At 70.5% G+C, this 12,665-nt stretch carries 10 protein-coding genes; 7 read left to right on the top strand and 3 right to left on the bottom strand.

The window, feature by feature from the left end; translation table 11 throughout:
- The first annotated feature begins 50 nt into the window (after positions 1–50).
- On the top strand, positions 51–3,659 hold the full coding sequence (gene smc, locus FOH10_RS21360; RefSeq protein WP_143982069.1) for a chromosome segregation protein SMC: 3,609 nt from the start codon (positions 51–53) through the stop codon (positions 3,657–3,659).
- 12 nt (positions 3,660–3,671) lie between these two features.
- On the opposite strand, the gene FOH10_RS21355 is transcribed toward smc, so the two are convergent.
- Entirely contained in the window at positions 3,672–4,562 is an 891-nt protein-coding gene (locus tag FOH10_RS21355) for an NmrA family NAD(P)-binding protein (protein ID WP_143982068.1), read from the bottom strand.
- A 116-nt stretch (positions 4,563–4,678) separates the two neighbouring features.
- Between FOH10_RS21355 and FOH10_RS21350 the strand changes: the two genes are divergently transcribed.
- The 4 genes from FOH10_RS21350 (at position 4,679) to FOH10_RS21335 (ending at position 8,389) form a co-directional block, all read left to right on the top strand.
- Positions 4,679–5,455, top strand: a complete 777-nt coding sequence (locus FOH10_RS21350) for a TetR/AcrR family transcriptional regulator (RefSeq protein ID WP_143982067.1) — start codon at positions 4,679–4,681, stop codon at positions 5,453–5,455.
- Positions 5,456–5,665: 210 nt separating this feature from the next.
- Positions 5,666–6,325, top strand: coding sequence for an HAD family acid phosphatase (locus FOH10_RS21345; protein ID WP_143982066.1), 660 nt, complete (start codon positions 5,666–5,668; stop codon positions 6,323–6,325).
- 164 nt (positions 6,326–6,489) lie between these two features.
- Positions 6,490–7,863 (top strand): hypothetical protein, encoded by a 1,374-nt coding sequence (locus tag FOH10_RS21340; RefSeq protein WP_143982065.1) that lies wholly within the window; start codon positions 6,490–6,492, stop codon positions 7,861–7,863.
- A gap of 112 nt (positions 7,864–7,975) precedes the next feature.
- Complete coding sequence (locus FOH10_RS21335; protein ID WP_051037560.1) at positions 7,976–8,389, top strand: hypothetical protein; 414 nt, start codon at positions 7,976–7,978, stop codon at positions 8,387–8,389.
- Between the two features lie 168 nt (positions 8,390–8,557).
- Here FOH10_RS21335 and FOH10_RS21330 read toward each other — a convergent pair whose 3' ends face one another.
- The gene (locus tag FOH10_RS21330; RefSeq protein WP_143982064.1) at positions 8,558–9,043 is read right to left on the bottom strand and encodes a pyridoxamine 5'-phosphate oxidase family protein; all 486 of its coding nucleotides are present in this window, start codon (positions 9,041–9,043) and stop codon (positions 8,558–8,560) included.
- 157 nt (positions 9,044–9,200) lie between these two features.
- On the opposite strand from FOH10_RS21330, the gene FOH10_RS21325 reads away from it, so the two are divergent.
- Entirely contained in the window at positions 9,201–10,310 is a 1,110-nt protein-coding gene (locus FOH10_RS21325; RefSeq protein WP_143982063.1) for an FAD-dependent monooxygenase, read from the top strand.
- A 72-nt stretch (positions 10,311–10,382) separates the two neighbouring features.
- On the opposite strand, the gene FOH10_RS21320 is transcribed toward FOH10_RS21325, so the two are convergent.
- A complete protein-coding gene (locus FOH10_RS21320) occupies positions 10,383–10,772 on the bottom strand; it encodes a DUF2237 family protein (protein ID WP_029930042.1) in 390 nt (129 codons plus the stop codon).
- 259 nt (positions 10,773–11,031) lie between these two features.
- On the opposite strand from FOH10_RS21320, the gene ftsY reads away from it, so the two are divergent.
- Positions 11,032–12,627, top strand: a complete 1,596-nt coding sequence (gene ftsY, locus FOH10_RS21315) for a signal recognition particle-docking protein FtsY (RefSeq protein WP_143982062.1) — start codon at positions 11,032–11,034, stop codon at positions 12,625–12,627.
- Positions 12,628–12,665: the final 38 nt, after the last annotated feature.

The following is a 12,665-nucleotide window of genomic DNA, read 5'->3' as shown; positions in this document are numbered from 1 at the left end:
GCACCGGCATACGCATGGCTACCCGAGCCGAGCGGGTAACCTGGCCGACTGTGCACCTGAAGAGTCTGACGCTGAAGGGCTTCAAATCCTTCGCGTCCGCGACGACGCTCCGGTTCGAACCGGGTATCACCTGCGTGGTGGGGCCGAACGGGTCGGGGAAATCGAATGTCGTCGATGCGCTCACCTGGGTGATGGGTGAGCAGGGGGCGAAGGCGCTGCGCGGCGGGAAGATGCAGGACGTCATCTTCGCCGGGACGGCGGGTCGCGCCCCGCTGGGTCGTGCCGAGGTCACACTCACCATCGACAACTCCGACGGGGCGCTGCCCATCGAATACTCCGAGGTCTCCATCACCCGCCGCATGTTCCGCGACGGCGCGGGCGAGTACGAGATCAACGGCAACTCCTGCCGCCTCATGGATGTGCAGGAACTGCTCAGCGACTCCGGCATCGGCCGCGAGATGCACGTCATCGTCGGGCAGGGGCAGCTGTCGGCCATCCTGGAATCGCGGCCGGAGGATCGGCGCGCCTTCATCGAGGAGGCCGCGGGCGTGTTGAAGCATCGCCGCCGCAAGGAGAAGGCGGTGCGCAAGCTCGATGCCATGCAGGCCAATCTGGCCCGCCTCACCGACCTCACCACCGAACTGCGCCGCCAGCTCAAACCGCTCGGGCGGCAGGCCGAGGTCGCGCGGCGGGCGGCGACCGTGCAATCCGAGCTGCGGGACGCGCGGCTGCGACTGGCCGCCGACGATCTGGTGTCGCGCCGCCGCGACCTGGACGGGCAGCAGAGCAAGGAAGCGTACGCGCGCGAACAGCAGATCAACGTGCAAGCCGAACTCGACGCCGCCAATGCGGCGCTCGCGCAGCAGGAGTTCGAGCTGTCCAAGCTCACCCCGGGCGCGGAGGCGGCGGCGCAGAGCTGGTTCCAGCTCTCGGCACTGACCGAGCGGGTCAACGCCACCATCCGCATCGCCCGCGACCGGGCCCGCAACCTCACCATCGAACAGCCCACCGGCAGCGGGCGCGACCCCGAACAGCTGGAGCGCGAAGCGGATCGGGTGGAGGCCGAAGAGGCCGAGCTGGTCGCGGCCGTCGAGATGGCCGCGGAAACGCTGGAAGCTGCCCGGGAACAGCTGCACGAACGGGAGCAGGCCGCCAAGGCCGCCGAGCAGGCGCATCTGGCCGCCGTGCGCGCCATCGCCGACCGGCGCGAGGGTCTCGCCCGCCTGTCCGGGCAGGTGGACTCGCTGCGGATTCGCGCCCAGTCGGTGGACGGCGAGATCCAGCGCCTCTCGACCGCCATCGCCGAGGCACGGCAGCGCGGCGAGGCCGCCGACGCCGAATTCGAGTCCGTCCAAGCCGAATTGAGCGAACTCGATGCGGGCGAGGAAGGGCTCGACGCACAGTACGAGCATGCCGCGCAGGCCCTCGAGCTGGCCGACCAGCGGGTCACCGAACTGCGTGAGCGCGACCGCGAGGCGGGCAAGCGGGTCGCCTCGCTCGCTGCCCGCGTCGAGGCGCTGACCATGGGTTTGCAGCGCCGCGACGGTGCCGCCTGGCTGCTCGAACACCGTGCCGAGGGACTGCTCGGGCCGCTGTCCGGGCAGTTGCGGGTGGACAGCGGTTTCGAAGCGGCCGTGGCCGCCGCGCTCGGGCCGCTCGCCGACGCCGTCACCGCCGACACCGGATCCTCCGCCCACGGTGCGGTGCGAGCGCTCAAGGAGGCCGACGGTGGCCGCGCCGCTGTGGTCTACTCCGATGCCGCACAGGCGAATTCGGGGCCGAGCGGGGAACTGCCCGGTGGCGCGCGCTGGTTGCTGGACGTGATCGACTGCCCCGCATCCCTGCGCGCCGCGGTCGCCGCCCTCACCACGGGCGTCGCCGTTGTCGAGAACCTCTCCGCCGCAAGGGAACTCGTCGTGGTTCGGCCCGAGCTGCGGGTCGTGACCCGCGACGGTGATCTCACCGGCTCCGGCTGGGTGCTCGGCGGCTCCGACCGTGCCCCCAGCCAGCTCGAGGTGCAGGCCGAGATCGATGCCGCCCAGCAGGAATTGGCGTCTTGGCAGCGACAGTCCGAGGAGTTCGAGGCGGCCCTGGCGGGAGCGCTGGCCGAGCAGGCTGACCGCAAGGAGGCCGTCGACCACGCCCTGCTCGCCCTGCACGAATCCGATCAGGCGCTGGTCTCCATCTACGACCGGCTCGGCCGCCTCGGCCAGACCGCCCGCGCCGCCCAGAAGGACTGCGAACGTCTGCTCGCCCAACGTGACGACACCGAGGCGGGCCGCGCGGAAACCCTGGAGAAGCTGGCCGAACTCGAGGACCGGCTGCGCCACGCCGAACTCGAGCAGTCCGATATGGATCCCGAGGCCGCGGGCACCGAGACCGCCGGTTACGCCCGCGAGGAGGCCGCCGCCGCACTGGCCGAGGCCCGCTCCATGGAGGTGGAGGCCCGGCTCGCCGTGCGCACCGCCGAGGAACGCGCCGAATCCGTACGCGGCAAAGCGGATTCGCTGCGCCGCGCCGCCCGCGCCGAACGGGAGAACCGGGCCCGCGCCGAACGTGCCCAGGCCGCCCGCCGTCAGGCCGCCGCGGTGGCCGCCGTGGTCGCCGACTCGGCCGAACGCGTGGCCGCCGAACTGGAACAGGTCGTCGCCCAGGCCGGTGCCCGCCGCGACGACCTGGTGCGTCGTCGCACCGAATGCGCCGCGCAGGTGGATCAGACCAAGGAGCGCGCGCGCGCCCTCACCACCCAGCTCGCCCAGCTCACCGATGCCGTACACCGCGACGAGGTGGCGCGCGCCCAGGCGGCGCTGCGCATCGAACAGTTGGAGACCACCATCTCCGAGCAGTTCGGCATCGCCCTCGACGACCTCATCGACGAGTACGGCCCGGATGTGCCCATGCCGCCGACCGCACTGGAGATGATGGAGTACGAGCAGGCCAAGGAGCGCGGGGAGGCGGTCAGCCCGCCGCAGCCCATGCCCTACGACCGGGCCACCCAGGAGCGCCGCGCCAAGCGCGCCGAGAAGGACCTCACCACCCTCGGCAAGGTGAATCCCCTTGCGCTGGAGGAGTTCGCGGCCCTGGAGGAGCGCTACAACTTCCTCGCCACCCAGCTCGAGGATGTCAAGAAGGCCCGCCAGGACCTGCTCGACGTGGTCGCCGAGGTGGATGCCCGCATCCTGCAGGTCTTCACCGAAGCCTACGAGGACGTGGCGCGCGAATTCGTCGGCGTCTTCAGCCGCCTGTTCCCCGGCGGCGAGGGCCGCCTGCTGCTCACCGACCCCTCCGACATGCTCGCCACCGGCGTCGAGGTGGAGGCCCGCCCGCCGGGCAAGAAGGTCAAGCGGCTGTCCCTGCTCTCCGGCGGCGAGAAGTCCCTCACCGCGGTTGCCCTGCTGGTCGCCATCTTCCGCGCCCGCCCCTCCCCGTTCTACGTCATGGACGAGGTCGAAGCGGCGCTCGACGACACCAACCTGCGCCGCCTCATCGGCCTGTTCGAACAGCTCCGCGAGAAGTCCCAGCTCATCGTCATCACCCACCAGAAGCCCACGATGGAGATCGCCGACGCCCTCTACGGCGTGAGCATGCGCGGCGACGGCATCACCCAGGTGATCTCCCAGCGCATGCGCGGGGAGAATCTGGTGGGCGCGACGACCTGACGGCTGTCGGCGTCACCCGTTCATCAGTGACTTCAACCGCGCCGCACCGGTTTCCGACAGCCAGGTCTCGAAGGTGCGGAGTCCCGGCAGCAGTTCGCGCAGCGCGGGGATATCGGCGTGCCAGCCCCTGCCGGACCGGGACAGTCGCCAGACCGCGGCGATCTCGGGTCCGAGGGCGAGGGCCTCGGATTCACCGATCTCCTCGTAGCGCAACGCCGTGCCGGTCGCGCGGGCGATGGCAGCCGCGGCGGCGGGCATGGTCAGGGCATCACCGGCCAATTCGTAGGTGTGGCCGTGGAATCGGTCCGGATCGGCCAGGACCAGTACCGCGAAAGCGGCGATATCGTCGACCGCGATGACCTGGATGGGACGGTCGGCGGGGAACAGGTGGCGGTGGACGCCGTCCTCGATGCCTTCCACCGCACCCTTCGGAAGGAAATAGTTCTCCATGAACCGCACCGGACGCAGCACCGTCCAGCGCATACCGCTCGCGGCGACGGCCGCCTCGATGCGGCGTTTGCCCTCCGCGCCCCAGCTGCCGGGCTGTTCGAAGGAGGCGACGCCGGTGAAGACGAAATGGTCGACGCCCGCCGCACGGGACGCCTCGACCAACCGCTCACCACGGTGCGCCTCCAGATCGATATCCCAGCCGCCCGCGCCGTATGCGGCCGGGGGGACCGCGAAGACCGCGCGCACGTCCGTGACCGCGGCGGATACGGAGTCCCGGTCGTCGAGATCGCCGACCGCGAGTTCGGCTCCGGCCGAAGCCAATTCCAGTGCGCCGGGGGTCGCGGCGTCACGGACGAGCGCGCGGACCGGCACCCCGGCCGCGAGCAGTCGCCGCGCTGTCGCGCCGCCCTGCTTGCCGGTGGCTCCGGTGACGAGAATGGTGTCATTGGGCATGATCGGTGCATCTCCTGGGTGCGTTCGCCGCTAGGATTCGGGTTGGACAACCCGTATTCGGACCGTATGGGTGTCGAAACCCGGTCCGCCAGGCGTGGAAGGGACCGCGTAACGAAATGCCGCCGCCGCACACCGATCCCGCCGTGCGCGCCGACGCGCGCCGCAATCGCGAACTCGTCCTCGCCGCCGCCCAGCGCGCCTTCGCCGAACGGGGGATGTCGGTGTCGCTGATGGAGATCGCCCGGCGGGCCGGGGTCGGCGCGGGCACCGTGCATCGGCACTTCCCTACCAAGAACGACCTGCTCGCCGCGGTGCTGCGGCAACGCATCGAGCGACTCACCGATCTGGCCGTGCGCAGCCGGGAACGCGCCGACGTGGGGCGGGGGTTCTTCGACTTCTGCCTCGAGGTGGTGACCTCGACACCGGGCAACAAGGCCATGTGCGATGTGCTCGACGGCGACGACGACTGGCCCAGCACCGCACTGGTCGGGGTCGGGGCGCGCTTTCGGCACGCCGTGGCCGAGTTGCTCGGCGCGGCACAGCGGCAGGGTACGGTCCGGTCGGATCTCACCGTGTCGGATGTGCTCACCATTTTCACCGGATGTGTTGCCATGCAGCGTGGTTCGGGAGTGCGGCGGGGGCTGTCGAGGCCCGTGGCGATCATGGTGGAGGCCATGCGTGCGGAGGCGCCGGGCGTAACGAAACGGGGGACCGCCGGGGACGGGAGGGCCGGGACCGTGCGGGACGAAAAAGCGTTTCGTGACGATGCCGAGTCGCGGTGCCCGATCTGTGCCGCCGCCGTGCCGCGAGCGCGGACCGGTCGACCCGCCCGCTACTGTTCCGCCGCGTGCCGACAGAAGGCGCACCGGGATCGGGTACGCGGCGCTGGGTGATCGGGTGCGCGTCGGGTGTGTCGGTGTGCGCCACGGGGGAGTGGTGGCGCGCCGCGCAGCGGTGAGCGTCGTCGTCGCGAGGCGCGTTACCGGTAGCCGAGGCAAGCCGTCAAGGACAGCGGGGCAGCCGTCCCGCTGAGCGGGAATTCGCCGGTGTGGCAATGTGAAACGCCTGCGCGTCCGATCTGTGCCGGTTAGCGTCCCGTGGTCATGAAGCGCTCTATCGCAGGTATAGCACTCGGAATCACCGTCACCCTGGCCGCCCCGCTGCCGTCGGCGCTGGGCGATACCGGCTCGTCCTCCCTGTCGGGCGGGTCCGGATCGTCCTCGCTCTCCGGCGGTTCCGGCTCGTCGTCATTGTCCGGTGGCGGTGAGCTGCCGCCGTACTCCCAGTGGATCTCCGAGGTGCAGACGGTCGCCGCGCAGGCTCGGGACTATCTGACCGGGGCATTGCCCGGGTCGACCAAACCAGCCGTCGTGTTCGACATCGACAACACCGTGCTGGAGACGCAGTACAACCCGAGCGTGATCACCCCGGCCATGGCCCCCATGCTGGCGCTGGCGCAGTGGGCGAAGGGGCAGGGAGCGGCGATCATCTTCGTCACCGGTCGTCCGGCACTGATGAACATCTACACGCAGATCAACCTGTCGGCGGTGGGCTATCCCGTCGACGGCCTGTACGGCAGCCCGTTCACCACGCTGTCGGCGGGGTCGGCCGGATTGCAGGAGTACAAGACCAACGCCCGCATCGATATCGAGGGCGACGGCTACACGATTGTCGCCAATATCGGCAACAGCGCCTCGGATCTGGCGGGCGGGCATGCCCAGCAGACCTTCAAACTGCCCGATTACGACGGTGCGCTCTCCTGACAGCCGGTCGGAGGTCGGTGCGGGTCGGCCGGTCCGGCAACGCCCTGGCGAGGCACTGACGCCGAGCGCCCACCCGGACACCGCCGCACCGCCACCGCGGTGAAGGACGACGGGCCGCCCGGAACCCGGGCGGCCCGTCGTACGCGGCGCAGTAGGCTCACACCGTGTTGTGGGTGTCGGCGGCCGCCTTCGGAGTCGCGTGGTGGCTGGGGTTGTATCTGCTGGCGCGGGATGCGGGAAAGCCGGTGCTGCGCAGGGCCGGAGCCGGACTGCTCGGCTACGCGGTCGCGGTGGCCCTCGGCTGTCTGTTCGGCGGTGACGAACGGTTCGACGGGGTGCGGGCCGTGCTGGTGTGCGTGCCCGCGGTGGCCTGGAGCGGAGTGTTCGTGCGGCTGCTGCCCGAGCCGCCGGGGGAGCGGGTCGATCGATGGTGGCGGCTCGGGCTGGTGCCGGTGTGCGCCGTCGTGGCCCTGCCCGCGGCCGCCGGGGTCGGCGCGGCGGCCTATGCCCTCGGCCTCTGCGCGGTCCTCGCGCTGTTCGGCTCGCTGATCGTGCTGCTGCGCCATCGCTCCTCGCTCGTCGCGGGCTCGGCGCGCGGGACCGTCGCGGGATTGTTCACCGTGGGCGCGGTCATGTTCGGGCTCAGCGCCGCACTCGTCCTGCTCGGCCTCGACCTGGTGCCCGCCACCCTGGTGCTGGCGCTCGTGGTCGTGGACCTGGTGCTGCTGGGTGTCGGCATCGCCGTACTGGACGCCTTCGAGGAGGGGGAGGCGCTGCGCGCGGATATGCTGCGCTCCCTCATGGTCGCCGAGGCGACGGCCTTCGTGTTCGGCGGGCAGGCCGCCGTCGCCATCGTGCTGACCGGGCCACGACTCGCTCTGGAGGTGCTGTTCTTCGGCACGATCGCCGCCGCCATCGCGCTGCAGGTGCTGTACGTCCCCTTGCAGGCCGCGGTCGACCGACTGGTCTTCGCATCCGCGCCGGAGCTGCGCGAGGCGCGCGACGAATTGCGCACCGCCGCGGAGGCCCTGCCGCGGAAGCGGACTCCGGAGCCATCGGACAACGCCGACACGTCCGGTCTGGCGGCGCTCGGCGAGGACGAGTTCGCGCGTCTGACCCGGCGCGCCCTCAGCCACTACGCCGATCTCGGCAAGCTGGTGTCGAGTCCGCTCATCGACCTGCCCGCCATCGACAGCCGCCTCGCCGGACGCGACAGCGCCCCCGGACCGCTCGATCGTGCCGCCGAACTCAAGACACTGCTCACCGACGCCATCGCGGCGCTGAAGCCGCGCACCGGCGAGGAATTCGGCACCAGCGAGGAGTGGCGGCACTACAACGCCGTGTACTTCTACTACGTGGTCGGCATTCGGCCCTACAGCGTGCGCACCAAGCGCACCGATCTGGACCCGGTGTCGCGCAAGGCGCTCGCCTGGTTCGTGGACCAGGTGCCGGAGCGGACCCTGCACAACTGGCAGAACTCGGCAGCGCGCATGATCGCCGCACAACTGCGATCCGGATTCGGCAGTATGTCGAAATAGGGCTCCGACCTGCGGTTGGCAGTATTCGGCAGCGGATGTGGTGGGGTCGGCAGTGGATTTCGGGCGACGGTATCGGCAGTCACCGAAATCCAACGGAAAGGTTCCGAATCCCATGACCGCCACCACCGCCACCGGTACCCGCACCATCGCCGGCATGAGCCCGCTGCGCCTGGCCTACACCTTCGACGGCGTCGCCACCCTGGCCTCCGGAATCCTCGTCGCGGCGCTCGCCGGAGTGCTCGATTCGGCACTGGGCCTGTCCACTCCGCTGCTGCTCGGTGTCGGGGCCTTCTTCATCCTCTACGCGATCGACGTCCTGATCGTGGCCACCCGCCCGGTGATCTCGCGCCGCGCCGCCGCCGTGATCATCGCGGTGAACGCGCTGTGGGCGGTCGACAGCCTGGTGGTGCTGGCCGCCGGCTGGCTCGACCCCACCGCCCTCGGGGTGGCCGCCATCCTGGTGATCGCCGCCTTCACCGCGGCCATGGCCGCCGTGCAGGCCTACACGCTGCGCGCGGATCGCTGAACCGACCGCGACGCGAAGAAGCGATGCCGCCCGGGCCCGGGCGGCATCGCCGTGTGTCCGGGGGGTGATCGGCGGCGACGTGGTCCACGGGGCCGCCGACCGCACCGGGTTGGGTCCGGCCGTGTCGCCGCCCCTACGATTCGGTTCGAGCCGGGCCGGTCGGTCGCGTCAGTCGGGGCTGCCCAGCCGGACCACGGTCGGGGTGAAGGTCCCGGACGACGTGGCGACATCGAGCACCTGCACGCGGTCGGGGTCCAGACGTAGCAGGGTGAACTTCGGATCGTCCGGGCCGCTCACACCGAAGGTGGTGAGGTCGTAGCCCAGGGGTTCCGGCGCTGTCGTGAACAGATCCCAGACGTGCTTCTTCGCCGCGTCGTCCGTCACCCAGGAGGCGACGGCCTCACCGGAGACGGTGTTGTGCGCCGGGCTCCAATAGCTGAACGCCACAGTCGGATTGGCGGACAGATGGCGCGCCTTGATCGGCGAGGGACTGGTGAAGATCCAGCCGACGGGACGGTCACCCTCCATCTCCCAGATCGGGTGCAGAATGCGCGAGCGCGGGCGACCGTCGGCATCGACCGTGGTGATGGTGCACCACACGATCTCGCCGGTGAATCGGAAGAACTCATCCCTGATGGTGTCGAACGTCGTCATCGCGCCTCCCCGGACCGATCGGTTGTGGGCGCATCATCGCACGGGGAGCCGACAGAAATCCGTGATCGCCGAAGTTCATGCGCCGAGCGGCTTTTCGTCGCATCCTCGTAAAGGGCGGGACAGGTGGGACCGCCCCGACGCGGGTGAGGTGGATGTCATGAGCGCCAAGGTGCTGATCTCCGGTGCCGGCATCGCGGGGTCGACGCTGGCCTACTGGCTCGGCAGGTACGGTTTCGCGGTGACCGTGGTCGAGCGGGCGGCGAGCGCGCGGACCAGCGGCAGTCCGGTGGACGTGCGCGGGGCCGCCGTGGACGTGGTCACCGAGATGGGGGTGCTGCCCGAGCTGCGGGCGGGCGCGACCCATGTCGAGCGGGTCACCTTCGTGGACGACACCGGGCGGCGGCGAGCCACGGTGCGCACGTCGGCATTCGGGGAGCGTGAAGACGAAATCGAAGTGGCCCGAGCCGATCTGGCGGGCGTACTGCTCGCTGCCGCGGGCGATCGGGCCGAGATCCGCTGGGGCGATACGATCACCGGGCTGGTTCAGGATGTCTCCGGGGTGCGCGTGACCTTCGCACAGGCCCCGCCGGAGCGTTTCGACTATGTCGTCGGCGCGGACGGCCTGCACTCCACGGTGCGGCGGCTGGTCTTCGGCCCGGAGCGGAACTTCCTGCGGCACAGGGGGATCTATATCGCCACCCTGCCCGTGGAACGCTTGGTCGGTGACGATCGTGAAGTGCTGGTGTACAACACGCCCGGCCGGTCGGTCTCCGTACATCCGGCGGGTGGACGGCCCTTGGCGGCGTTCATGTTCCGACGCGGGGAGATCCCGGGCCTGGACTATCGCGAGACGGCGGCGCACAAGCGCATCATCATCGGCGAATTCACCCACCGCACCGGTATTTTCGCCGATCTGCTCGACCAGGTGCGCACCGGTTCCGACCTCTACTTCGACTCGGTCGGCCAGGTGCGGCTGCCGAGCTGGTCGAACGGCCGGGTCGCGCTGCTCGGCGACGCGGCCTCCTGTGTCTCACTGTTCGGCAACGGCTCCAGTTCGGCCATCATCGGCGCGCACACCCTCGCCGAGGAACTGGCCCGCACTCCCGAACTGCCCCGAGCGGCGCTGTCTCGCTACGAATATCGTCACCGTGCCGTCACCAGCGGTGAACAGCGCGGTCTGCGGCTGGCCGCCGCCCTCCTCGTTCCCGGCTCCCGCCCCGCGATCCTGCTCCGCGATACCGCCATCCGCCTGCTGCCCTCGCGCTGACGCGTGATCACCGGGTCGCGGTGTCCGCGGCGGCATCCCGGCTCGGGATGGCGTGCGTGGTGAACCCGGCGTTCACAGTAGATCGCTGACGTCGTCGGGGACGTCGACCGCGTATTTGCGCAAGGTGTCCATGGGGATCACCTCCAGGGCGTTCTCGTGGGTGGCGGCCAGGATCACGGGGGCGGCGACGCCGTCCTCGTGGGCGTGCAGCCAGCGGACGGCCACCACACACCAGCGGTCGCCGGGTTGCAGGCCGGGGAAGTTGTTCTCGGGACGCGGGGTCAGCAGGTCGTTGCCGATCGACTTCTGGTGGTCCAGGAATTCGGCGGTCACGACGGTGCACACCGTATGACTGCCCAGATCCTCGGGGCCGGTGCTACAGCAGCCGTCCCGGTAGAAGCCGGTGAGAGGATCGGTGCCACACTCCTCCAGCGGTCCCCCAAGCACATTTCGATCGGTCACGTGGCCGATCCTATTGTCTTGGTGTCGGATTCGCCGCTGCTTCGCGGGCTCGGCACGTTGTCGTCCAAACCGGTCGGTAGATGGAGCCTCCGCGCACACTCGTTCCGGCGTGTCCTCCGGTTCGTGGACCGGCCTGTGTGTTATTGCACACGCCGTCGTCCGATTCGGCATGTCGGCAGGGCTCACGGGCCGGTCGGAGTGCCCTCGACGGACAGGTGGGCGAATCGGGCGACGGTGAACTCTCTGAAAGGATGGTGCCGTGACTGCAGACGCCTGGATTCTGATTGCCGCAATCGCCGCGGTGCTGCTGGTGGCCTTCGTCGCCGGTTTCGTGCTGTACAAGCGCCGGCGTATCTCGCTGACCCCCGACACCACCGAGACCAAGGAGGTCACGGACAAGTCGGGCGGTTACACGGCGGCGGGCGGCTTCAGTTTCAGCCAGGGCGGCGGCACGTCCACGCTGCCGAAACCCACCCCGGAACCGGTGCGGCCACCGACGCCGCCGGTCGAGCGCACCGACGACGAGGGGCAGCCGCATATCGGCGACGACGCGGCCGTGCCTCGTGACGCGGCCCGACGCGGTATCACCGACGTGCGTCTGCCGGAGCCCGAGCAGGGTCCGCAGGCTCCCCCCGCGCCCGAGTCCGAGCTCGACACGCCCGAGGCGGCCGGGACTGTCGCACCTGAGACGTCTGACGTGGCTGAGAAGGAGGCCGCGCCGGATCAGGACACCGCGCCCGAGCGGGCCGGTACGCCCGATACCGCCGCCGAGGCCGCGACCAGCGCTTCCGACGTCATCTCCGCACCGGCCGCGGCCGTGGAAACCCCGACCGCCACCCCCGTTCCCGAGGCCCCGGTGCAGTCCGCCCCGGTCCCCGTGGACGTCCCCGAATCCGCCCCCACCGTGGCCGAGGCCCCGGTCGTCCCCGAGATCGAGCCCACCGCGGGCCGGCTGACCCGCCTGCGCGGGCGCCTCTCCCGTTCGCAGAACGCCATGGGCAAGTCCCTACTCGGGCTGCTCGGCGGCGGCGACCTCGACGAGGACTCCTGGGAGGAGATCGAGGACACCCTGGTGATGGCCGATCTGGGCACCGCCTCCACCGTCGCGGTGGTGGAGCGGCTGCGCGAGGAGATGGCCGCCCGCAGCGTGCGCACCACCGAGCAGGCCCGCGCCGTGCTGCGCGATGTCCTCATCGAGGCCCTGCGTCCCGAACTGGACCGGTCCATCCGTGCCCTGCCGCACGACGACCGTCCGTCGGTACTGCTGGTCGTCGGCGTGAACGGCACCGGAAAGACCACCACCACCGGCAAGCTGGCGCGGGTGCTGGTCGCCGACGGCCGCCGGGTACTGCTCGGCGCGGCCGACACCTTCCGCGCCGCCGCCGCCGACCAGCTCCAGACCTGGGGTGAGCGGGTCGGTGCCGAGACCGTGCGCGGCAAGGAGGGCGCGGATCCCGCCGCCGTCGCCTTCGACGCGGTGAGCGCCGGTATCGCGGGCGGGGTGGACGTCGTCCTGGTCGACACCGCGGGCCGTCTGCACACCAAGACCGGTCTGATGGACGAGCTGGGCAAGGTCAAGCGCGTGGTCGAGAAGAAGGCCCCGGTCGACGAGGTGCTGCTGGTGCTCGACGCCACGGTCGGCCAGAACGGGCTGACCCAGGCCCGGGTCTTCCGCGAGGTCGTCGATATCACGGGCGTGGTGCTCACCAAGCTGGACGGCACCGCCAAGGGCGGCATCGTCTTCCAGGTGCAGCACGAATTGGGCGTGCCGGTGAAACTGGTTGGTTTGGGCGAGGGGGCCGATGATCTCGCTCCGTTCGAGCCCGGCGCCTTCGTCGACGCCCTCCTCGGGTAAACCCGACCCGACCTGGCGTGACGCCGGGAACCAACATC

This window comes from Nocardia otitidiscaviarum, assembly GCF_007362295.1.
GTDB classification, from domain to species: Bacteria; Actinomycetota; Actinomycetes; order Mycobacteriales; family Mycobacteriaceae; genus Nocardia; species Nocardia otitidiscaviarum.
Note: the sequence above shows the minus strand (reverse complement) of the source record. Positions and strands in the feature narration are given on the sequence as shown.